This window comes from Enterobacter sp. Ag1 (assembly GCA_000277545.1).
GTDB lineage: Bacteria > Pseudomonadota > Gammaproteobacteria > Enterobacterales > Enterobacteriaceae > Cedecea.
The window spans coordinates 19056-42567 of the sequence record AKXM01000009.1 but is presented as its reverse complement, the minus strand read 5'-3'; the positions used below and the strand labels follow the sequence as shown (position 1 = coordinate 42567).

Annotated in this window: 22 protein-coding genes and 1 pseudogene; 14 read left to right on the top strand and 9 right to left on the bottom strand. The window is 53.2% G+C overall.

Going from position 1 to position 23512, the window contains the following annotated elements:
* Positions 1-35: 35 nt before the first annotated feature.
* The 7 genes from traD (at position 36) to A936_RS05185 (ending at position 10364) form a co-directional block, all read left to right on the top strand.
* Complete coding sequence (gene traD, locus A936_RS05215) at positions 36-2285, top strand: type IV conjugative transfer system coupling protein TraD (RefSeq protein WP_008455324.1); 2250 nt, start codon at positions 36-38, stop codon at positions 2283-2285.
* A complete protein-coding gene (gene traI / locus A936_RS05210; protein WP_008455322.1) occupies positions 2285-7582 on the top strand; it encodes a conjugative transfer relaxase/helicase TraI in 5298 nt (1765 codons plus the stop codon). Before traD ends, traI begins: the two co-directional genes overlap by 1 nt.
* 18 nt (positions 7583-7600) lie before the next feature.
* Positions 7601-8167 carry a DUF2726 domain-containing protein gene (locus A936_RS05205; RefSeq protein ID WP_008455319.1) on the top strand — a complete coding sequence of 189 codons (567 nt, stop codon included), beginning with the start codon at positions 7601-7603 and terminating at the stop codon, positions 8165-8167.
* Positions 8164-8895 carry a type-F conjugative transfer system pilin acetylase TraX gene (gene traX / locus A936_RS05200; RefSeq protein WP_008455316.1) on the top strand — a complete coding sequence of 244 codons (732 nt, stop codon included), beginning with the start codon at positions 8164-8166 and terminating at the stop codon, positions 8893-8895. The genes A936_RS05205 and traX overlap by 4 nt, the downstream gene beginning before the upstream one ends.
* A gap of 41 nt (positions 8896-8936) precedes the next feature.
* Entirely contained in the window at positions 8937-9278 is a 342-nt protein-coding gene (locus A936_RS05195) for a hypothetical protein (protein WP_008455313.1), read from the top strand.
* Positions 9279-9426: 148 nt separating this feature from the next.
* Complete coding sequence (locus A936_RS05190) at positions 9427-9990, top strand: phospholipase D family nuclease (protein ID WP_008455311.1); 564 nt, start codon at positions 9427-9429, stop codon at positions 9988-9990.
* Between the two features lie 131 nt (positions 9991-10121).
* Complete coding sequence (locus A936_RS05185; RefSeq protein WP_000078032.1) at positions 10122-10364, top strand: replication regulatory protein RepA; 243 nt, start codon at positions 10122-10124, stop codon at positions 10362-10364.
* On the opposite strand, the pseudogene A936_RS24050 reads toward A936_RS05185, so the two are convergent.
* Positions 10365-10516: pseudogene (locus A936_RS24050) on the bottom strand (replication protein RepA).
* A 78-nt stretch (positions 10517-10594) separates the two neighbouring features.
* On the opposite strand from A936_RS24050, the gene tap reads away from it, so the two are divergent.
* The 6 genes from tap to A936_RS05170 all read left to right on the top strand — a co-directional run bounded on the left by tap (position 10595) and on the right by A936_RS05170 (position 14581).
* Positions 10595-10672: a RepA leader peptide Tap gene (gene tap, locus A936_RS23945; protein WP_071530466.1), complete on the top strand. Its 78-nt coding sequence runs from the start codon at positions 10595-10597 to the stop codon at positions 10670-10672.
* A complete protein-coding gene (repA, locus tag A936_RS05180) occupies positions 10653-11606 on the top strand; it encodes a plasmid replication initiator RepA (protein ID WP_286130842.1) in 954 nt (317 codons plus the stop codon). Before tap ends, repA begins: the two co-directional genes overlap by 20 nt.
* 448 nt (positions 11607-12054) lie before the next feature.
* The gene (locus A936_RS24045; RefSeq protein ID WP_502685430.1) at positions 12055-12192 is read left to right on the top strand and encodes a replication-associated protein RepA4; all 138 of its coding nucleotides are present in this window, start codon (positions 12055-12057) and stop codon (positions 12190-12192) included.
* 999 nt (positions 12193-13191) lie between these two features.
* Positions 13192-13428 (top strand): DUF6685 family protein, encoded by a 237-nt coding sequence (locus A936_RS23685; protein ID WP_237717567.1) that lies wholly within the window; start codon positions 13192-13194, stop codon positions 13426-13428.
* Positions 13429-13577: 149 nt separating this feature from the next.
* Complete coding sequence (locus A936_RS05175; protein ID WP_034807919.1) at positions 13578-13973, top strand: hypothetical protein; 396 nt, start codon at positions 13578-13580, stop codon at positions 13971-13973.
* Positions 13970-14581, top strand: a complete 612-nt coding sequence (locus A936_RS05170) for a DUF2913 family protein (protein WP_008455304.1) — start codon at positions 13970-13972, stop codon at positions 14579-14581. Before A936_RS05175 ends, A936_RS05170 begins: the two co-directional genes overlap by 4 nt.
* Here A936_RS05170 and A936_RS05165 read toward each other — a convergent pair.
* The 8 genes from A936_RS05165 to pcoA form a co-directional block, all read right to left on the bottom strand.
* Entirely contained in the window at positions 14578-15507 is a 930-nt protein-coding gene (locus A936_RS05165) for an Rpn family recombination-promoting nuclease/putative transposase (RefSeq protein WP_008455303.1), read from the bottom strand. The genes A936_RS05170 and A936_RS05165 overlap by 4 nt on opposite strands.
* Positions 15508-15735: 228 nt before the next feature.
* On the bottom strand, positions 15736-16170 hold the full coding sequence (locus A936_RS05160) for a PcoE/SilE family metal-binding protein (protein WP_008455301.1): 435 nt from the start codon (positions 16168-16170) through the stop codon (positions 15736-15738).
* A gap of 217 nt (positions 16171-16387) precedes the next feature.
* Positions 16388-17788, bottom strand: a complete 1401-nt coding sequence (pcoS, locus tag A936_RS05155) for a copper resistance membrane spanning protein PcoS (RefSeq protein WP_008455299.1) — start codon at positions 17786-17788, stop codon at positions 16388-16390.
* A complete protein-coding gene (gene pcoR / locus A936_RS05150) occupies positions 17785-18465 on the bottom strand; it encodes a copper response regulator transcription factor PcoR (protein WP_001188930.1) in 681 nt (226 codons plus the stop codon). The genes pcoS and pcoR overlap by 4 nt, the downstream gene beginning before the upstream one ends.
* Before the next feature lie 54 nt (positions 18466-18519).
* The gene (pcoD, locus tag A936_RS05145) at positions 18520-19398 is read right to left on the bottom strand and encodes a copper resistance inner membrane protein PcoD (RefSeq protein WP_229692861.1); all 879 of its coding nucleotides are present in this window, start codon (positions 19396-19398) and stop codon (positions 18520-18522) included.
* A 55-nt stretch (positions 19399-19453) separates the two neighbouring features.
* Positions 19454-19834, bottom strand: a complete 381-nt coding sequence (gene pcoC, locus A936_RS05140) for a copper resistance system metallochaperone PcoC (protein WP_008455296.1) — start codon at positions 19832-19834, stop codon at positions 19454-19456.
* A gap of 39 nt (positions 19835-19873) precedes the next feature.
* Entirely contained in the window at positions 19874-20764 is an 891-nt protein-coding gene (gene pcoB, locus A936_RS05135; protein WP_001378118.1) for a copper resistance outer membrane transporter PcoB, read from the bottom strand.
* A gap of 5 nt (positions 20765-20769) precedes the next feature.
* The gene (gene pcoA / locus A936_RS05130) at positions 20770-22587 is read right to left on the bottom strand and encodes a multicopper oxidase PcoA (protein ID WP_000925242.1); all 1818 of its coding nucleotides are present in this window, start codon (positions 22585-22587) and stop codon (positions 20770-20772) included.
* Positions 22588-22821: 234 nt separating this feature from the next.
* On the opposite strand from pcoA, the gene A936_RS05125 reads away from it, so the two are divergent.
* On the top strand, positions 22822-23271 hold the full coding sequence (locus A936_RS05125; protein ID WP_001023257.1) for a PcoE/SilE family metal-binding protein: 450 nt from the start codon (positions 22822-22824) through the stop codon (positions 23269-23271).
* Positions 23272-23512: the final 241 nt, after the last annotated feature.

Here is a 23512-nt window from a genome sequence, read left to right as displayed (position 1 = left end):
TTGTTTCTGTAATCAACCTGTTTCTAGGGAATATAATGAGCCTGAATCCTCGCGACTTAACGCAGGGCGGTCAGGTCGCATTCATGCGCCTGAAAATGTTCCTGCAAATAAATAACCTGATTTCTTATTACGTTATTATGGGGACGGTTTTATTTGGCATCGCCGTCCTGCTTATGCGAATGAGTATTCAGAATCTGACCAACGGCATTATTTACTGGTTTGTTCGGGTAATGACGCCCTTTACTGAAAAAATGGTCAGTCAGCCTGTCTATACCATCCGTTATTACGAACATAACCTGCAGTACAGCGCCAGGCAGGTGTTGAGTGACAGTTACACCATGTACTGCGGCCAACTGCTGAAACAGGAACTGGTTATTGCAGGATGTGCCGCGCTGCTGATCGCCTTTCTGGCCACACTGGCCGTGTACTGGTATCTCGGGCGTGCTGGCCGTAAACAGAGTGAGGATGAAATTATCGGGGGCCGGGTACTCTGCGAATCGCCAAAAGAAGTTGCCCGGATGATGAAAAAACGCGGGGAAGCATCTGATATTCGTATTGATGACCTGCCGCTGAAGCTGGATTCTGAAATTCAGAATATGGCTATGCATGGCACGGTATCAACCGGTAAATCCACCCTGATGCGCAAGATTTTAAAACAGCTGCGTGACAGGGGCGATCTGGTCATTATCTACGACAAAGGCTGTACTTTCGTTGAGGATTTCTACGACGAATCCCGGGATAAAGTGCTTAATGCGCTGGATTCCCGTTGCCCGAACTGGGATTTGTGGGAGGAATGCCGCTCTATCGCCGAACTGGAGAATGCCAGTACGACCCTGATCCCGGCCAGTAGTGGTGAAGATCCTTTCTGGCAGGGCAGTGCGCGCACCATCTTCGCGGAAGGTGCTGAGCGCATGCGTAAGGACGAAGATCGCAGCTACAACAAATTCCTGCGTACACTTCTGGCCATAAAGTTGGACCAGCTGCGGGCTTTCCTGGCCGGTACGCCAGCCTCCACACTGGTTGACGGAAAAATAGAGAAGACAGCCATCTCTATCCGGAGCGTGCTGACAAACTACGTTAAAGCTCTGCGCTACTTGCAGGGCATTGATCGTCCGGGGCGGGAGAAGTTTACCATCCGGGAATGGATGAAAGGCCAGACCGATAAATCGAAGAATGGCTGGCTTTTCATTACCTCCGATGAACAAAACCATGAGTCCCTCAAGCCGCTTATTTCACTGTGGCTCAGCATTGCCGCCACCAGTCTTCTCGCTATGGGGCCGAACCGGCAGCGGCGTGTCTGGTTCTTCTATGACGAACTGGCGTCGCTGCATAAATTGTCCTCATTACCGCGGATTATTTCAGAAGCCCGTAAATTTGGCGGTTGTTTTGTGCTGGGTTTTCAGAACATCGCACAGATGGAAGAAATCTATGGTCCTAAAGCCGCTGCGGGACTGTTTGACCTGCTGAACACCAAATTCTTCTTTCGTTCCCCGAGTGCGGAAATTGCGCAGTTTGTAGAAAAAGATCTGGGGGAAACCCGGCGTAAAAAATTCAGTGAACAGACCAGCTTCGGCCATGAGCAGGTCCGTGACGGGATTTCTTTCGGCAAGGAGGAAGAGCGTGTCACGGTGGTGACCTATTCAGACGTCCAGAAACTTAACGATCTGCAGTGTTATGTCACCCTGCCCGGTGACTATCCCGTTGTAAAACTCTCCATGAGCTATGAGGCAATGCCCAAAGTGGCAGATGCCCTGTTGCTGCGTGACGTACAGACAAGTCTTGATCAGACGCTTGAGGATGAAATTCGGCGCCGTAGTGAAGAAGAACGGCACAAGTTTGCCGGATTATTCGAGGGAGAATCGTTAATTCAGGCTGTTCCGGGCGGTGCGTTTATACCGAAGGGTAATCTTTCGAATACCCCTCCCCCTTCTGCCGACCTGGTGGCTGCTGTCCTCGCGGAAGCGAACACGCCTCCTGCGACGTGGCCATTGCAGACAGAGGGCGGTTCCGTCGATGCAGATACCGAAAACACGGCTTCCACTGCAGTTACCGCTGAAGGTAGCTCAGCCTCCACCGGAGGGACTGAGCGTGATATCGAACAGGATTTACCTCAGGATATGCCGCCGGGCCTGAACAGCGACGGTGAGGTTGTGGATTTCGCAGCGTATGAGGCATGGGCTCAGACCTCACACCAGACTCGCGATATGACCCGCAGGGAAGAGGTCAACATCAATCATGCGACAGATAAAACGCATGACTTTGATGACGACAGGGAGGTGTTCTGATGCTCTCAATTTCGTCTATAAAGGGTGATTCGGCCTATTACAGCCATGAAGACAACTACTATGCCAGCGGCTCGCTGGAGTCACGCTGGCTGGGAGATGGCGCGGAGAAACTGGGCCTGAAGGGCGAAGTCGCCAACGCCGATATGGATGCGATACGTCAGGGAAAACTTCCTGATGGCACTGACCTTTCCAGGATGGTCAATGGCGTGAATAAACACCGCAGCGGCTACGACCTGACTTTTTCAGCCCCCAAAAGTGTATCGATGATGATCCTCATTGGTGGTGATACCCGCCTGCTTGATGCGTGGAACCGCAGTGTGGAAAACGGCATGAAAGAAGTAGAGAAGCTTATCAGCGCGCGCATCACAGACAGTGGAAAAACCGACACAGTTCTGACGGGAAACATGGTGGCCGCACTGTACAACCATGATACCTCCCGTGCTTTAGATCCGCAGATCCATACACATGCGCTGGTGTTCAATACCACGTTTGCGGAAGACAAATGGCGGGCGCTGGCCAGCGATACACGTATGAAAACCGGATTCGGTGAAAATCTGTATGCGCTGCAGGTGGCGATCGGAAACCTCGTACTGCAACCATTCAGACAGGAGGCGGAAAAACTCGGTTATGAAACGGTTGCAGCCGGTAAAAATGGTCTCTGGGAGCTAAAGGATGTTCCTGTTGCGCCGTTTTCGACCCGCAGTCAGGCTATCAGCGAAGCGGCAGGGCCAGATGCGTCCAAAAAATCCCGCGACGTTGCTGCACTCGATACCCGCCAGGCTAAAGCATGGGCCGACCCGGATCTGCTGAAAGCTGACTGGCGCCGGCGGCTGACCGATGAAAAATTCGATATCGATAACTACATCGGCCAGGCGCAGACGCGGGCGGAGCCACCAGGCTCTGCTGTCGGCGGTACAGAGGACATTCGGGCTACAGGCCAGCCTGGTGGTGCGTCTTCTGCTCAGATTTCTGAGTCAGACGTGCAGAAAGCCGTCAGTGACACGATTTCGGCATTGTCGGAGAAGAAGGTCCAGTTTACATGGTCGGAAATGCTGGCCGGCACGGTCAGTCGTCTGCCGTCAGCGTCAGGCCTGTTTGAGCAGGCCCGTGCCGGCATTGATGCCGCGATTGAAGGGCAGCGACTTATCCCGCTTGACCGTGAAAAGGGTATTTTTACTTCCGATATTCACCTGCTGAACGAACTCAGTGTCCATCAGCTGGCGCGCACCGCCATTCAGGAGCAAACCGTGCTGGTCTTTCCTGAACGGGCAAAAGAGCGCGATATGCCGGCAGGTGATGCTGTCTCTGTGCTGACCCAGGATAAAAGCCCGGTGGCTATTCTCAGCGGTCGCGGAGGCGCGCAAACCTTACGTGAGCGCACGGAAGACGTGGCCATGATGGCCCGCGCACAGGGCCGTGAGGTGATGGTGATTGCAGCCGACGGTCGCAGTGGCCAGTTTCTGTCAGAAAGCCCGCATCTGGCAGGCCATGTAATGCTGCGCTCGCAGATGAATGCAGACACCGTATTGCCGGTGCAGGGCACGGTTATCGTTGACCGGGCGGAGAGACTGTCGCTGAAAGAAACCGTGTTGCTGCAGGAAAAGGCGCTCAGCGCCGGTGCGCAGCTGATTTTTATGGATACGGAAAACCGACAGGGAACGGGGAACGCGCTGTCTGTGCTGAAAGAGGCGGATATTCCACAGTACCGGTTTTACGGCACGCAACTGCCGGAGGTACGACTGGTCAGCGAGGCGGACAAGCGTACCCGTTATGGCCAGCTGGCGCAGGAGTACGTGCGCCTGTCTGCTGAAGGGCGGGATGTCGTGGCCCAGGTGACCGGTGCCCGGGAACAGCAGCAGCTGACGGAGGTTATCCGGGATATGCGCCGTGATGCGGGTGAGCTGGGCCGGGAGCAGGTGACACTCCGGGTACTGGAGCCGGTGTGGCTGGACAGTAAGACCCGTCATCAGCGTGATAACTACCGGCCCGGGATGGTGATGGAGCAGTGGGACGCTGAGAAGAAAACGATGACCCGGCACACCATTGACCGGGTGGCTGAGGCCACTAACAGCCTGGTGCTGCAGGGGGAAGACGGCACCAGGCTGACCCTGAAGGTGACGCAACTGGACGGCAGCTGGAGCCTGTACCGCAGCCGGACACTGGAGGTTTCTGAAGGGGACCGCGTCAGGGCGCTGGGGCGAGAGCTGAAGGGAGCCATCAAAGCGAAAGAGCAGTTCACCGTGGCGGGGCTGGAAAATGGCGTGGTACGGCTGCGCAGCGGCGACCGGGAACTGCGCCTGCCCACTGAACGGGCCGTGAAGCTGGCCCATGACTATGTGGAAGGGACCGGAGCGGGTACCAGCGCGTCGCGCACGGTACTGGCCGCCGTCGGTCCGCGCGGGCTTAATAAACAGACCCTGAACGCGCTGGCGCAGAGCGGCAGCGACATCCGGATTTATACGCCGCTGGAAGGCCTGCAGGCAGCACGCAAAGTGGAGAGTGTGTCTGCCGTGCGACTGGCCAGTGACCAGGTCCGTCAGTCGACCGGCGAGGCAAATCTGGATACCGCCATACAGGCCAGTCGTGACCGCCTGATGTCGGATGCAGAGCAGGCCGTCAGTCTGGCCATCCCGCGCGCGCAGCAGGGACAGGTACACCTCAGTGAAATTGCCCTGCTGTCAGAAGCGGTAAAATCCGGCCAGCCGCTGACTGATGTCCGGACTGAAATCGCCCGGCAGGTGGACAGCGGGGAGCTGATACAACTGGATTCAGTTTCCGGGGCGGGAAACAGGGTGCTGGTTCCGCGAGTGGCGTATGAGATGGAAAAGACCATCATCCGCCATATTGCTGAGGGTAAGGATGCGGTACAACCCCTGATGGCGCTGACGCCAGCCTCAGTGCTGGCCGGTCTGACGGCAGGCCAGCGGGAGGCCACGCGGACAGTGCTGGAAAACACCGACCGCTTTATGGCCATTCAGGGCTACGCCGGGGTGGGGAAAACCACCCAGTTCCGGGCGGTGATGGGTGCCCTGAACACCTTGTCTGAATCCGTGCGCCCGCAGGTCATTGGCCTGGGACCCACGCACCGGGCCGTGCATGAGATGCGTGAGGCCGGGGTGGAGGCACGAACGCTCGCCAGTTTTCTGAGTGAAACCCGGCTGGCCATACAAGCCGGGGAAACACCGGACTTCCGCAATGTCCTGTTCCTGACCGATGAGAGCTCGATGGTGGGTAACCGTGATATGGCCGAGCTCTATCAGCTGGTTGCCGCAGGCGGCGGACGAATGGTCTCCAGCGGGGATACCGCGCAGCTGCAGGCCATCTCAACCGGTCTGCCGTTCCGCCTGGTGCAGCAGCGCAGTGCCATCGATACGGTGGTGATGCAGGAGATTGTCCGCCAGACCCCGGCGCTGCGCCCGGCGATTGAAAGCATCATCGCCGGTCAGGTTGATACATCACTGCGCCAGGTGGATGACGTCAGCCCGCAACAGGTACCACGTCAGGAAGGAGCCTGGGTGCCCGGGAATTCCGTCATGGAAATCCGTGCGCCGAAAAAGGGCCAGGAGCAGGATACTCCCGCTGCCGATGAACAGACACTGACACCAGAGCAATTGTCACTGGTCCGGACCGACATCATTGAAGCCATCCGGGATGACTGGATGGGGCGCACCCCGGAGGCGCAGCAGCAGACGCTGGTTGTGGCAGAACTCAACGCCGACCGTCATGCCATCAATGATGCCATACATGCCGCCCGGCATGAGAAAGGCGATACAGGTGCTGAAGAACGCACGTTCACCGTCCTGGAGCCGCTCCGGGTGCCTGACAACGCCCTGCGTGCGGCTGAAACCTTTGCTGAGTACACCGGCGCCGTGGCCATGATGAACGAGCGCTACTGGACTGTGGCGGAGGTGGATATGCAGGACGCCGTGGTCACGCTGCGTAATGCTGACGGGGAGTCGGTGCTGATCTCTCCTCAGCAGAACACTGCACAGGATATTTCCCTCTTCACACCCCGCGATCTGACGATCAGTCAGGGGGACAGGGTGCGCTTTACCCGCTCGGACATCGACCGCGGCTATGTGGCCAACAGCCTGTGGGAGGTGGCCGGGTTCACTGACGACGGGGCCATCCGTTTTCGCCAGGGAGATCAGGAGAAAATTGTCGACCCGCAGGCCATGACGGAGGACCGTCATATTGACCTCGCCTATGCCCTGACGGTGTATGGCGTGCAGGGGGCCAGTGAACGCTTTGCCATTGCCCTGACCGGTACCGAAGGTGGCAGGAAAAGAATGGCGTCTCTGGAGTCCACTTATGTGACGCTGTCACGAGCAAAAGAGCATGTGCAGGTCTATACCGACGATCTGGCTGGCTGGAGTACCGATGCCCGGCACTCAAATGCCGGACAGACCGCTCACGACCTGCTGCATCAGAAAAGTGACCACGAATCCGACACCGGCAACCGACTGCTGGCCACCGCCTCACGACTGGATAAAACAGCACTGGGACGCAGGGTTCTGGCGGAAAACGGCCTTGAGGGTGAAACAATGGCGCGCTTCATTGCTGCCGGCAGGAAATACCCGACACCTTATGTAGCCCTGCCGGCGTGGACCCGTCACGGAAAAGAAGCCGGGGCACTGCTGACCGAAATCCGGATTGAGGATGACGGGATGCGCGTGGTGCTCAGTGATGAGTCCCGGCTGCGTGGTGGGGAGGATGCGCAGTTTGCCGGCCTGCAGGCCAGCCGTAACGGACAGACACTCATTGCTGATGATGCACAGACGGCGCTGCGCCTGGCACAGGAGAACCCGGAGAGCGGGGTGGTGATACGCCTGCACGGTGAAGAACGGTTGCTCAATGCAGCCCGCCTGACCGGGGGACGAATCACGGAACAAGATGAGGTTGCACGAACAGTGCGCAGTGTGGCGGAGGCTGAATCGGCGGCGAAAGCGGAAGACCCCATTACGCTGCCTCCGGATGAGCAGCAGAAACTGGCAGAGGCACAGGAAAAAGCTGCCCGGGAGCTGGCGGAGCAGGCCCGGCAGGAACTGCTGCCGGCAGTGTCGGGTGAGGAGAGCACCAGACCCGAAACACGGTTGTCTGCCGATGAAGAACGTCGGCTGCGTGACGGTACAGCACGGGGAGAACGTGAGCTGGAAGAGGCTATTCAGGAAGCGGTGGCTGACGGTCGGGGTATCCGCCAGCAGGTGCGCGAACAGATGCTGCGTACCGAGCGTGAGTGGGTGGTGAATGTACCGGAAAAAGACATTGAGCTGGAAAAAACGCTCGGTGGGGACTGATTCAGGGAGGATATGTGTATGTTTACCGGAATATTCATCATTGCCGTTCTGCTCGCCGGATTTGTGGTATTGCTCAGGCAGGCCGGTTCGGCCCGGCATCCGCTTTTGCAGATGCTGCGTGAAAAAGGGATTCGGCCGGGCAGAACTGAACTGTTGCTGTGCCGCCGACCGTCGTTCGTCAGTGCCGGTCAGTTGATGACGGAGCGGGAGCAGCGTTTTCTGCGCCGGCTCGACAGGGTGACCGATACCCGCCAGTGGCGGCTGTGTCCGCAGGTTCGTGTGGCCGATATCGTCAGAGTGGCGCCCGATCGTAAGTCCGGGAGCCGTGAATGGTGGCAACTGTTCCGCCTGGTATCGCAGTGGCACTGCGATGTGGTTATCACGGACCGCACCGGAAGAATCATTGTGGCAGTGGAGCTGGACGACCGTTCCCATCAGGCGCCGAAACGTCAGCGACGTGACCTGCTGCTGGAAGAGGTGCTGAAACAGGCGGGTATCCCGCTGCTGCGTGGCGATGATGAGCAGCTACTGGCTGAGCGCGTCAGGGCACACCTTTGTGCACAACGACCGGAGACTGCGGCATGAGTCCGGGGAAATCTGTTGCCCTGCATCCTTTCAGGCTGGCTCTGAATTTCTCCACGCTGCAGCGCGATGTCATCCGGATGGCCGCGTTTATGGCAATGGTGGGGGACCACATCGCCACTGCCTTCCAGCTGGATATGCCCTTACTGAACATGGCCGGGCGTTGTGCATTCCCCCTGTTTGCGCTGGTCAGTGGCTGCAACATGGCAGGCAAAACCCTGCGTCAGCACAGCCTCAACCGCCTGTGGCTGATGGCACTCCTGGCCCAGCCGGGTTACTGGCTGGCCTTCAGGGAAGCCGGACTCATGTGGTGGCAACTGAATATCCTGTTCGCTTTCGCTGTTGTCATGCAGGTGACCCGCTTCCTGCAGGCGACGACCGTGCTTAATGGCGTTGCAGCGTTCACGGCCCTGGTGGGGTATCTGCCGCTTAGCTCTGCCAGTTACGGTATACCGGGTCTGCTGATGCTCGCCGGCGCGCTTCTTATCTGGCAAGTCCGGGACTCACTGCGGCCAGCCCTGTTTGCTGTCTGGCTGTTGCTGGTCGGACTGCTTAATGCCCGACATGGTGATGTGATGACGCTTTCCGGTGTACTGCTGACGTTGACTGTACTGTTTTGCGTGCACGGGCTGGTACCGGCTCCCGGACGACGCCTGCAGGCCGGACGGTGGTTTGCACCAGCGTATGCCCTCCATCTGCTGTGTATTGGTTTTCTGGTCAGTGTTCTCTGACCTGTCTTTACTGTTGCTTTAATCAAACAAAAGGAATTCACATGAAAAATAAGCAAATCGCTTTATCAGCGGTTATCTCTGGTTGCCTGTTATTAAGCGGGCCGACGTTTGCTTCGTCAAAAGGGCCTGTACTTATCCATTCAGAACTACCTGAACAGATTATGGCAGAGCCTACCGCGGTGCCTGAGCAGGTCACGACTAACGTGCTTCTGCGACAGATTCTGGCGGAGGTGATAAAGACAAATAGCCTGAAGGAAGATAAACGCTGTAGCGATGGTGAAAAGAAGTATTCCCCGGGCTACATCATCAGCGTTGGCAATAAAAAGCTGCGTTGTGATATTGCCAAGGATTACCCGCAATGGATCGAGGGGGACAAAGCTTGAGAGCGAAAACACTTCTGTCTGATCCTGGTTTGTTCAACTAAACGGCCTGACGCCTCCGCAGGGCGTCGTTGTCCAACCCCGGCAATCGGGGAAAAACGAGTTTCCCCCGATTCCGGCGTTTCTGAATACATCCAGCGAAGGAAATACCATGCAAACAATGCCTAAAAAACATATGTGCCGATGGCTTCTGCCCGGCCTGCTCGGTCTGGTTCTGTGCGCGCCAGTACCGAATACTTACGCTGCCACCGTTGAGGCAGGATTTTCTCCGGAAGGTACAGCTCTCCAGCTTGTTATTAAGACAATTGAGACCGCGCAACAGGAAATCCGTCTGATGGGCTACTCCTTCACCTCCCCGGAGGTGGTCGGGGCGCTTGTCAGGGCAAAACACCGGGGGATCGATGTGGGCGTGGTTCTGGACTGGAAAGCTAATGCCGGGAACAACAACAAAGCCAGTAAAGCAGCCATGAACCTTCTGGTTGGTGCCGGCATCCCGGTTCGTACAGTCAGTGCTTACAAAATTCTCCACGACAAAGTGATCGTCGCTGATGGTCGCAACACCCAGGTCGGCTCATTTAACTTCAGCCGGGCTGCAGACCGCTCGAATTCGGAGAACGTGCTTGTCGTCTGGGATGACCCAGTCTTAGCCCGCAGCTACCTGAACCACTGGACATCCCGCTGGGCGCAGGGAACGGACTGGAAACAGACGTACTGACATCCTAGGAAACGATCCTGAAACGTAAACCGTGCGCCAACACAGGTTACGTTCATAAAGTAAGTCGCTGATTTCAGGAATCTGTAGTATTCTCTGCAAACGATCCAAGTTTGATCCTTGAGGAGGCAGAGATGTCGCAGATCGATAATGCAGTAACTTCCTCATCGAAACGAGCTTACCGAAAGGGTACGCCTCTTAGTGTAAGTGAGAGGAAAATGCGTTCGGTATCCCGTAAAAGGGAGACTCATAAACCTGTAAATGTGTTCATCCAGAATTCTCACAAAGATAAACTGGACGCATTTTGTCAGGAGAATGGGTTAACTCAGGCAGAAGCGATAGAGCTGCTCATAAAACGAGAATTGTTAGGTGAGTAGTCACATTCCTTGATCGAACTGTCTTTGAATGCTAAATTCCTGTTCGTATAAAGAATTTTGATGGCTGGCCACGCCGTAAGGTGGCAGGGAACTGGTTCTGATAGGTATCAACCTGGGACCAGAAAAGCAAAAACCCCGATAATCTCATCCATTCTTGGCGGGACGGTAAGATTAACGGGGCCTACTTAAACTGTATAGAAGCTGTTGCTCTATGCAGGGAGTATAGTTTTATGCTCAGAAAAGTTCAACACCTGTTTCTGCGCCATTTGCTCCTTCCGTGCAACATAAGTGCGGGCGGGTTTGAATAGCGGAACATTTTCCGATTCTACCTATTTCGACTGGTCGGAATACGACTTAGCGAATCTGCGTGAAGCACGCGATTCTGCTGTTGTTTCTCCGAAGCGTACTCGCCGTCGTCGCGGAACACACTCGACGGCGTGTAAGTGTGCTGATCCTAAATATCTTCGACCTGCGAACTTTAGCGAGCTTCCGAAAGTACTTCGGGACGGGTATCATCGTGCCCAGAAACGCCGTTTCTCGCGGCATCCGTATTTCGTGCATATGCGCACAAATGCTGGCCGTGAGCGCGATTTCCGACAGGAACGCCAGCATCTCCTCGATGCACTGGCCGTTCTGCTGGTCAGCGGTTGCGACATTGCCACGTTTAACGTCGCCCTCAACAGTTCACAGATATGCAAGGCATTAAGTCCAAAAGATTCCCGGGGTGAGGTAATACCTGGTGAAGAGGTCACGCCTTCCCGCATTTGCCGCGCACTCGATCTGTTAGAAAATTACGGCCTTATCGAGCCGTATATGCGTCGCCTGGACCCGTACACAAAAACATACCTCCCGCGTCATGTCACGTTAACAGAGCAGTTTTTCAAACTCCTCCAGGTCAATCTCGATCTGCTGTTCAAAGAGCGTGAAGAACGTCTGCGCGCGATGGCTGAGGGGATTCTTGCTCCTGGCGAAGTGATGTCCGTAAAAGCGGCCCGACAGCGCTTCTTTGACGAGAAAGTGGCGCAGGCCCTGAAGGTTCGCCGCGAACGAGCGATAGAACAGAAGCGTCTTTCCAGAATTGCGCGTTCTACCCGGCTCGATGACCGGCAGTTCCAGATTGCCGCCTGGCTGATCAACACGCGGCCGGAAGTCTCAGGTATGACTCCGGATGATTTCGAGTTGCTGGTCTACCATTATCTGCGTCAGATCAAGCTCAATTTTGACGCTGAGCCACCAGGCTAACTTAACGCTCACTCCACGTTTTTCCTCTACCGCCGCTGGCGGTTTTTGTGCTTCCCCACGTTTAAAAACAGGCTAAAAAACCATCAATAAAGCCTGCCGTTACGACACGCATTACCGGCGAAAAACCCCTTGATGATGCAACCTGGTCATGTCCCTGTAGTTATGCACAAATATCCGCAAATATAGAGGACTTCTTACCGGCAATGACTGGAAGTGTTACCCGCAAGTTTTTCTTAATCTTCTGGTAGCCCTGGACTCTTTCTTACCAACGAACGCTTACGCGCCTTTGCCCTTTTTAAACATTCAATTAAAAACGGATCTTATTCAGTCCCGCTTTCCTGTGGAAAACGGGGATAATGTCCGCCCTTGCAACGGACTACGTCCGCGCCGGTTCGAAAACAGCAAATGTACCTCCCGCCACTACGCGGCGGGCATCAGTCAGAAGTAAATAGTTACAACATCCAAAATATTTACGCAAAGACGTGAACCATGCACACCTGAACCATCACAGCCCATCCCCACCACTGAAAAGCGAGGCCGCCCCGGCCCAAAGGGCCGGAACAACATCGCTTTTAATGCTGGATGATGTAACTAAACATTTGAGTGGCTGCCAGTAACATCGCGGCAGGTTCTCAATACAGCCCCCGGGCACCGGCCTTGCCGGCGCCACGGCTCCGGAAATCACGCCCTGTACGTCGCAAGCGCCGTACAGCCCGCTCACCGGAGTTAAAAGGGCTTAATGAAACCACATCATGGTTATAAGCGGGTTATGGCTTAGCAGGGCGAAGGGATGGATTGGTGGAACCTATCAACAGCGTAACCGGCTGCGCCGGGCTACGGCGCCATTAACAACCATGTTCTGGTCAACTTCTGAGGGCGCCTCTATGCGCCTTTGGCGCATTCCCGGAATGCCTGCGCGCTGCTCGGCATTCTTAACCCGAATATTGAAGCAGCATTTCCGGCTACGCCGGGTCCCGGCGCCACTCACCATCAGTATTCTGTTTACCACCTGCTGGCGCCTCCATGCCGCCTGGCGGCATTCGTGACCACAGCTTATGCTCAGCAGTAGAAATACTGACGTTAAGCCTCTGCCGTAGTATATTTTCGCGATTATCCTTAGCTATGCTAAGGCTGGCCGGACGTGATCAGGACTAATATGACCATCAGGGAAAGCATATGAGCGATGAACCGGGAAGAGGTAAATTTGTCGATCAGGCGGCAGAAGCCAGGCCTTCTGTCTGGCGCAGAACAGCTGGCTGGATACGTGAGGAGATTCTCCATTCTCTGGGACGGCCCGCCCGCCTGGAGGGTGCGATTGCTTCCGGGCAGCTAATTCCCTGTCCGATCATCGCCCCTGTCGACACGTTCTGGACACGGTCGGTGGTCTACTGGCAGGACTGGATGTCTTTTTCTCTGTCATCATTCCCGTCCCTGGACGATCGACTACCGCAAACCGGGCTACCAGCGCCGGCTCGAAAGCCATTCACTTGCTGTTCCTGAGGTTCAGCAACTGATTAGAAAAGAAAATATCCCTCATTTTTCATGCGATATCACAGATATTCGGGGGATTTCGGCCTCGAAATCTATGGATCATGATATCCGGGACATCGATGAGTTTCCTGTACTGAGATGCCGTGAGCTGGCTGAACCTGTGACTGAAGAGCACCTGCGAAAAAATATGCGTCACTGGGAATTACGGCTCGACCGGATGCTGTTTGCTGAATATCCGTGGGCAGAGCGGAGACTCTACTATATCGCTTTCCGGTTCTGTCAGTCAGGCTGGCCTGAGCTGGATCGGGGAGGTTCATTCCGCCGTCACTGACGCGGTTATGACGGCACAGGTGGTAAACAATATTGCCGGATACTGGCATGAGCTCCAGTGTGAAATAAATGATGACGCAGGGAGTGAGCCAGCATAACGCTGCTCTCTGGCTGGTCAGACAGCTGCAGGTATTAATTCAGGAGTCTGGAATGGAAAATATGATGAAAACTATGCGTGAGCATTTCTCTGCGCGAAAAGTGGTGATCGAACAGTCTCTGGATATGTTTGGTATCAAACGAAATGAGGACGGGACGTTACTCTTCCCCCGTCACTCCGATAAACGTTTTCCCGTTGCACGTATCCGTAAGCGACTGGCGGCTTATGGCTGGCGAGGAGAACGCCTGAATAAGGAAGTGGCGCGCATCGTCGCGGGCCCTGATATCCTCCCTGACAGGAGGGAATACAGCATTATTTTCCCTTACGGATGGGAGAAGAAGCAGCTGACGCGTGAGATGCGGAGGATGTTTCCCCGCAAGACTGGCCGACGTGTGCTGATTATGCTCGATGAATTACATCAGTTTATTGACTCACGGGAGAAGCAGTGACGCTGACAGAAAAATCAGGCCATCTGGCATGGTGCGCCCTGGTGGCGCTTGCGCTGGCCAGACAGAACGGCGATGTGCTGTCACCGGCTCAGGAAAATCTCTTTCTCACCCGATGGCTGGCGACCGCGCTGAAGCAACGGCGTTTTTCGCGTGATGTTGCCCCCGATATCGAGTGGCTTCTGAAACAGGGACGTCAGCTGGGCGTCAGCGCGAAGCTGGTCAGCAAGCTGAATTACCTCTGGCGTTCCTGCACCGGCGAGTTGACTGAACAGAACGATCTGTTCCGGCTGACCTATGCGCTGGAAACAGCCAAAGATATGCACTGGAACTACCGTCTGCTGAGCGATCGGGAATGGTCCGGCCGGAATGCTGTGGCGTTCAGTGCAGGCGTGAACGGCATTTATCTCTCACGGGCCAACCTCGATGTTGCTTTTGACGACAGCGGCCGACAGATAAATCCGCTGACAGCGCGTCTGACTGGGAACGTAGCGGGGGTGATGAAGCTGTTTAATCGCTGTGGCTGGCAGGCAGAGCCTGAGTCTGGTGCCTCCCTGCCCCACCAGTATTCGCTGATGGCCGGACAGGGAGTGCCAGGAAAGGGTGATTAGTGGCGGATCTGCGCTAGGTCGTCTTCGGTCAGACCGGTCATTTTCATGACGGTATTGCGGTCAATGCCGTTCTGCAGCATGGTACGGGCTATTTTCAGAGTCGCTTCGCGCTCACCTTCTGAACGACCTTCCTGTCTTCCAAGCTGGATACCTTTCTCAATACCCTTTTGTTCGAGTTGTTGTGCGATGGTCATAAGTGCGTCTCCGTGTTGCGGCACACGCTGTGCCAGTTCGCGTACAAAGGCTTCGGCGTCGGATGTTTCGCCTGCCTGCACTATATAGTGTACCAGCGATATCACCTGCGATGAAGACAAGTATCCCGTCAGCAAGATGGGCGCCAGCCGGTCAACCAGTTCTGCCAGGTCTCGCTGGTGAATATGCTTTTGCAGTAAAGTCAGGGCGGCCATGCTGCGATGGCCAGCGATTTCATCATCCGGAATGACCGTAACGTCTACCAGCGGGAAAGCGCTGCTGTAGAGTTTGCCTGCCAGCCCGGGATCGTCAAACTCATCCAGCCACCGGGTGGAGTACGGATACGGGCTGCGTTTACCCGTATAGAACAGCACCGGTATCACCAGTGGCAGTTTTTTATGCCCTGCCTCCAGGTGGCGCTGCATGGCAGCCACCGCATAGCGTATGAGGCGGAAAGCCATATGTTTGTCGGGCGTTGACTGGTGTTCGACAAGCACATGAATATAGCCGTCGCCGGCTGTGGTTTTCAGGCTATAGAGAACGTCGCTGAAATACTGGCGGAGATCATCCTCAACGAACGAGCCTGATTCCAGTTTCAGCGTGCTGAGATCGCAGACTGCGCGCAGCTCTGCGGGCAGATGGATTTCCATGAAATCACGGGCCACATCCGGCTGTGTCAGAAACTGTCGGAACGTCGCATCGTGAGGTGTTGGCGTCATGTTTTTTTTCTTCATCTGTCTCTGTCCTGAGCCTGCAAAATAACCGACATATCTTATCACGTCCCCCTGCGTTGGTTTACAAGGAGGTAGCCTTGGTAATTTCTCAGACATGTAGGACAGCACAATAAAATACAGTCACCATGATAGTTGACGATAAATAAGTGAATAAAAAAACGCTCCCGGACGGGAGCGTAAGCCAGTGAAATCGGCGTCAAAAGAGGGTCTAACAAGTGGGGCTGCGGGTTAATTCTGAGTGGCCTGGCTGCGATGCTTTTCAGCCTGCTGCTGATGAATCACTGAAGACTGACCATTATTCGCCTTCTCGTGCACAACTGCGGCTTTTTCATGCTCGTTCATTTCAGAAAATGACTTTGCGGTTTCGTTGGTGGCTCCTGATTTGCCATTCATCATTTTTTTATGCATTTCCGCCATGTCCTGGTGGGCAGAAGCGTTGCCGTTTTGCATCATTTCATGGGACATTGCAGCCTGATCGTGTCCGCTCATATCCATCATTGTCATACTGTCTCCCTGAACAGCGCTTTTTTCAGAGGTTGACTGCATCTGATGGGCGGGTGCCTGGGCATTATTTACCTGGTCATGCATGTTCATTGTCTCTGCAGCCATGGCGGATGAAGCGACAGCCATAATGGCAACAAATGATACAAGGATCTTTTTCATGGTTGGGTCTCCGGTGTTTTCATACCCAAACAATCAACGGCTTATAACAGAGAAAGCATTTGATCTCAGGGCGGGTTATTCATCACTCCAGGAACCAGGCGATTGAATTATCACTCTGCTCCTGATTTATGAATGATTATAAAAAACCGCCTCTGTTTATCGCGTGACTGAATGATGACAATTTTGTCACCTTCCATGTTTCTCCTGAATAACGGGATTAATCCCTTAATAAACGCACTTTGAACACAATTTCCCGCCCCCGCTGTACTGCTGACAATTCGCCACCGTGAGCGAGAATGATTGACCTCGTTATTGATAATCCCAGCCCCGCGCCTTCGGTGTTGTGAACCCGTGATGAGTCTGCGCGATAGAACCGGTCAAACAAACGTTCAAGATTGGCGGGAACTGAGCCAGACATCGCATTCGTAATCATCACGTTTACAAAGTCACTGTCACGCTCAAGGCGTATAGCAGTACAGGTCTTATCGGGAGAATACTTGATTGCATTGGAAAGCAGGTTGCTGAAAGCACGTCGCAGCATATCGCTGTCTCCGGCAACAACGCCCTCTCCTTCAACCGTGATTGTCTTTCCTGACTCGTCTGCCAGAGGCTCGAACAGCTCACGTAATTCATTCAGTTCGGCGGCCAGATCCACATCATGTTTATCCAGTTGCAGCAGACCATGCTCTGAACGTGCCAGAAAAAGCATGTCACTGGTCATTCGTGACAATCTTTTCAGTTCTTCCAGGTTCGCGAATAAAATTTCACGGTAATGCGAAACATCCCTTTCCTTTGCCAGTGCAAACTGCGTCTGCATCATCAGATTACTGACCGGGGTACGCAACTCATGTGCGATATCAGAAGAGAAATCTGACAGTTTCCGGAATGACCCCTCCAGGCGATCGAACATATTATTGAACTCCTGCATGGTCTCAGATATTTCCGGCGGAGCCAGATCGGGATTAAGACGCTGATCCAGGCTGTGTACGGTCATGGAGGAAGCCAGACTGGTCATTTCCCGTAGCGGTTTCAGACCAATACGTGTGGTCAGCCAGCCCAGAAAAATAGAAATAAAGACCAGACCGATATTGAACCAGAACAGCCAGGTACTGAGCTTATCCATAAACAGGGTGTGATACCCGGTATCCGTGGCAACCGTAATGATGAAATGTTTGCTTCGACCCTGTTCCGGAACCACAGCAACCCGCCGCGAGATACTGCGATACACGGTATTATTTTCTTCAGTCTGGATCATATAGTCGAGAACATCACCCGACTTATTCAGCAGGATCGCAGGGACAACAGAGTTTTTAGCATACAGCTCCACGATTTTTTCATTTTCCATATTTTTTATAGAAATGAATAAACCATTGTGCCCCACCATCGCATCATTTATTTTTTCAGTTAATGATTTTATATCCGTCTTGTTCTGGAACGTTTCTGTCTTAAGAAACTCTTCGGTGAGCTGAAGTTTACCTGTCAGAAAATCGCGGTCCTGATTATCGAAATAGCCATTAAGGGTGCTAATCAGGATAAAACTTGATAACCACCATACCGTAAGCATCACCGCAGAAAAAATCAGGCTCAGGCGTGTGGTCAGGGAAATTTTGAACCTCACTCTTCTCTGATCTCCAGGACATATCCGGCACCGCGAACGGTATGGATCAGTTTTGGCTCAAAGTCATCATCAATTTTACTTCTCAGACGTCTCACGGCGACATCAATCACATTCGTATCACTGTCAAAATTCATGTTCCAGACCAGGGACGAGATAAGACTCCTGGGTAACACTTCTCCGGTGCGTTGCAGCAGCAACTCAAGCAGAACGTATTCTTTACCGGTGAGATGGATCTTCTTCCCCGAACGGATCACGGTCCGGCGCACCATATCAACGGTCATATCGGCGATGGTGCAGACTGTTGCGGCCTGCGAGCGTGCCCGGCGCAGTAGGGTTCTTACACGTGCAACCAGCTCCGTAAAATCAAAGGGCTTAATCAGGTAGTCATCTGCGCCAAGCTCCAGTCCTTTCACTTTGTCCCGCACGTTGTCCTTTGCGGTTAAAAACAGGACCGGTTCTTCGTGCCCGGACTCCCTCAGTGCGCTGATGATTTGCCACCCGTCGAGGAAAGGCAGCATCACGTCCAGTATTATCAAATCATACTGTCCCTTCGACGCGGCCCCGAGACCATCGCGGCCATTATTAAAGAGATCGGCCTGATAGCCTTCCTCAACCAGTCCCTGCTGCAGGTAACGACCTGTTTTTTGTTCGTCTTCAACGATTAAAATACGCTGCATGGTCAACTCGCTGATATGAAAGTAAAAATCTCACGCATGAGCTTTGGCTGTCCCCTAGCTGACCTGAGACGGAGCAAGCATTCCGAGCCACGCTACGGCGCCCAGAATGATAATCGCAACAACGAATTCTGTCAGGATGCTGTTTCGCATCAGGGCAACGCTGCGATCATAATTCCCTTCCCTGACCATAACTTCAAGCCGGGGACCCAGGTGAAACCGGTTTGCTGCAGCCAGAAGAAGCATCAGAACAAACAGAGCCGTCTTGGCAAGCAATATCCTCCCCCAGGAACTGTTGAATAAGGGAGTTAAGTTACCCTCAGCAATATACAGATAGTTGACCAGCGCACTCAGGATCAGGGCTACAACAATCACCGTTCCTGCCGTGGCAAATTTTGCCAGGGAGTCAGATATCACAATGACGCTCTGTGCATTATGCTCGTTTCTGCGCATCAGCAGGATAGCAAATGCAACCAGAGCACCTGTCCAGGCACCTGCAGCGCCGAGATGGGTCAGATCGCTCAGTAAATGGAGATAGTAATGCAGACCGTCATGCATAACGGCGTGTCCTCCCCAGGCAAGTGTAGCCAGCGCCACGCCCCCACTCATCGTCATCAGCAGGCAGGACAATACTCTCTTATTAGTGTAAAGGAACAAAGCACCGAGTGTGGTAAACAGGGCACAGAGCCTGACAATCCAGCTAATACCCACATCAGTTTCTTCTATCACCATCTCGATAACATGGATGGATAATTCTCTGAGGTCAGTTACTCCACTCATGGCATTAGATACCAGGAGCATATTAATGCCAGTAAGAATGATGCCTGTAACAACAGCAAAGGTTATAAACGACCTGAAATTAGTCAGGTTATAGGTTTCATGTCTGACACCGCTTATTCCATATATCTGAAAAAATGGCAATCCAAATATTACCATCAAATCCAGATAAAGAAGAAAACGAATAACAATCATAATCAGGTCGTTCATAATATTACTTCACTGTAAAGGTGTAATTACCGGTAATAGGGTGCGTATCTGAAGAAACCGCGCGCCAGTCAACACGATAAGTGCCAGCGGGTAAAGGCTCTCGCGGAATAATGACCATCGATTTAGGGTCAGCGCCTGGCGCCACTTTTGCCGCGACCGGCATCGGAGAATGTGATGACATGCCTTTCATACCCGTCATCGTTAATTTTGCACCTGAGAATTTCACGGTCAGATTTTCCGAGAAATTAAGCTGAATCTTTTCCGGGGCCGCTACGGCTGAATCAGCCTGTGGCACAGAGCTTTTTAATTCCGGATGGGCCATAGCAGAGAAAGCAACGCCCATAACGAGGCCACCTGTAAGAATGGCTTTATGTAAAATCGACATTTTATTTACCTGTTTAGTTGAGTGTTTTATATCAGTGCGTTAAAACCAGATTCTGGCTCCCGCCAGGAATACTACCTGATGGTCTTTCTCACCTTCTCTTTTCGCCATATCGGATGTTTTCCCGTAAAGTTGATTCCAGGAAACGCCTATATAGGGTGCAAACTCACGGCGTATTTCATAGCGCAGCCGGAGCCCCAGCTCTGTGTCAGTCAGTCCCCTGCCGCGACCCCGCGATTCATCATCCTGACTGTAGAAATTCACCTCATAGGATGGCTGGAGTATGAGCCGGTTAGTCAGTAAAACGTCGTATTCTCCTCCCAGACGAAGGGCTGCTTTTCCGCCATTACTGACAAAACCCGTAATTTCAGACTCAAAATTATAGAGTGCCAGCCCCTGAAAACCGACAGCAGCCCAGGTCCGGGCAGAAGCAGGTCTGAAATCCTGCCTGACACCCGCAACCAAATCCCACCATGGGCCAACCGCATGTCCCCAGAGTAACTGCGCTTCAGCCGCCTCCGTTTCCCCATTGCTTCGTTCACCTTCACTCTTTAGCCAAATCCGATCTGTGTCGCCTCCAATCCAGCTGTTAACACTCCAGCTGAAATTGTTGGTGTTATCCGACCGTTGCCATTCCAGTTGATCCAGCAGAACCAGATAATTAATCGCACTGTCGTGAATCGCATGCCCCTGTAAATTGCCGAATGCAGCCTTCCGGTCGGCATCGGTAACAGGCGGAATTGGCGTTCTGCTCTCAGTTACAATGGGCTCCATTGACGTCATCTCAGTGAAATTCTCATCTGCTGGCATCTGCATGGCAGACATGTCGTGCCCGGCGTGGGGATCTGCAGAGACGGAGCCCGCCGCAATAGAAAGCTGTGAGGTAAACAAACCGGCGACCAGAACAGGTATGGCCTTCAAATTTCTCTTCATTCGCATCATTCCTCCACCCGGACTTCACGAAACATTCCCATTTCCATGTGATAGAGCAAATGGCAGTGATACGCCCAGCGGCCAAGCGCATCTGCTGTCACTCTGTAACTGCGTTTTGTACCAGGGGGAACATCTATTGTGTGTTTACGAACCATGAAATTACCGTTTTCATCTTCCAGATCGCTCCACATACCATGCAGGTGAATGGGGTGAGTCATCATGGTATCGTTGATCAGCGTGATCCTGAGCCGCTCACCGTATTTCAGCAGCACCGGTGCGGCATCTGAAAACTTGATTCCGTTAAATGACCAGGCAAACTTTTCCATGTGGCCGGTTAAATGCAGTTCTATGGTACGGCCAGGTTCACGTCCGTCAGGATCCTCAAAGCGGCTTTTCAAATCCGCGTACGTGAGAACCTTTCTTCCGTTATTTCGAAGACCAATACCCGGATCATTTAATTTCGGAGAGACGCTCATCGCCTGCATATCAACCAGTGGGTTATCCGTTTCTGACGCAGGATGACTTTGCATACCCGGCATTCCGGCCATCCGGGAATGATCCATACCGGCCATGCTGCTGTGATCCATGGGCGCGGAGGATGTCCCGCTATCCGGAAGGTCAGCACCGTCCATAGACATCATCTCTCCGCTGTTATCCATGCCTCCCATCTGGCTGTGGTCCATTCCTGCCATATCATGTCCCATTCCCCCCATACCCATGTCTTCCATGGTCAACAGAGGACGGGGATCGAGGGGGGGAACGGCAGCACTTAACCCCTCTCTCGTGGCCAGTGTCCCTCGAGCGTAACCGGTCCTGTCCATGGATTGTGCGAAGATGGTATAGGCCTCACCCTGAGGCTCCACAATGACATCATAGGTTTCGGCAACGGCAATCCTGAATTCGTCAACGGTAACCGGGTTTACATACTGGCCATCTGCAGCCACGACCGTCATTTTCAGCCCGGGGATACGGATATCGAAATAGGTCATTGCCGAGCCGTTGATAAACCGTAAGCGTATCTTTTCACCGGGACGGAACAGTCCGGTCCAGTTTTTCAGCGGGGCCTGCCCGTTCATGAGATAGGTGTAGGTGTAGCCACTGACATCCGCGAGGTCAGTCGGATTCATTTTCATTTCAGCCCACATTTTCCGATCGGCAATGGTGGCTGACAGCCCCCTGGTATTCACGTCGCGGAAAAAAGAGCCAACGGTTGGTTTATTGAAATTGTAGTAATCCGACTGTTTTTTTAATTTTTTCAGCAGGCTGTGAGGATTTTCATCGGTCCAGTCAGACAACATGACCACATGCTCACGATCGTAAGCAAACGGTTCTGGCTCCCTGGCATCGATGATAATGGCACCGTATACCCCCTCCTGTTCCTGCAGACCGGAATGGCTGTGGTACCAGTAAGTCCCGTTCTGCTTAACCTTAAAGGTGTAAACGTAGGTATCATCAGGCTCTATGCCCATAAAACTCAGCCCCGGAACACCATCCATATTGGCCGGAAGAATAATGCCGTGCCAGTGAATGGACGTCTGTTCATTAAGACGGTTTTTGACCTTCAGGGTAATGGTGTCACCTTCTTTCCAGCGAAGAACGGGCCCCGGCAGGCCTCCATTGATTGTTTTGGCCTGACGCTCACTGCCCGTGATATTGACGGCCGTTTCACCAATGGTCAGGTCAAACTGAGTACCCTGCAGGGATGCGGCAACTGGCAGGCTCAGACTGGAACGCGCATTGAAACTCCATACGCCAAGACTTCCGGCTACGCCAGAGAGGGTTAACCCCTTCAGGAAAGTTCGTCGAGACGTTTTCAACAGCATGCGCATTCCCTTATTTAAAGTATGGTTACTGACAGAATTCGAGAACCGATTTAAATTAAATTACTGGTTCATCCACTTACAATGAAATGAAGCTAGCACACCTTAAGAAACAAATTCATTACAATCGTGTAATGTACATAGCTGTATTACATTTACGTCATCTTCCCCACAGGTTGATTATTTTTATATATGATCATAAGGACATCTTTTATGTACCTCAGAAGGTAATTACACATGAATATATTAATCACGACCACTGCGTTTACAGCTTTATTTTGTGGGGCAGCTTTTGCTCAGTCCAGTGATATTGCCCATGAAGCACATCGATTTGTTAATAATGCCTCAGCCGTCAGTCATGTGAATTCCTCGACGCATGAAAACTTACCGGACAGGGTTAATAAAAACAACACGCCCTCATTCTCTGAAATGAATGAACATGAAAGGGCCATTGTTGCTCATTCATTTATGAACAACAGCGCGTCCTATGCGCATCAGAAAATGATTGAGGAACATAAAAAAATGCTGTCCGGCAGTGATGCAAATTCAAAGACCTCGTCTTCTTCTTTTAACGAACTGAATGCCGGAGAAAAAGCCGCTCTCGTGCATGAGCAGGTCAATAATGCCGGTGCGGAAGCACATCAGACGCAGGCAAGAAAGCTTCGCGGGCTGTATTCGACCAGGTAACTGCAGGCGGGTTAGTGCTTAGCGTCAGGTGCGCAGCAGGGCTTTACTGACGGGTTACGTAGCAGGACATGAGCCCCATATTGCTCTGCCGTAACCTGTTTCAGTCCCGTTAATCATCACCGTCGGGCTGGTCATACAGTTCCCAGAGCTTCAGGAGCAAACGGGAAACAAGATATGTTACAAAAATGACGACCATCAACGGTGCTCCCGATTAACTGACAGATGACACGCCTCCTGAAAA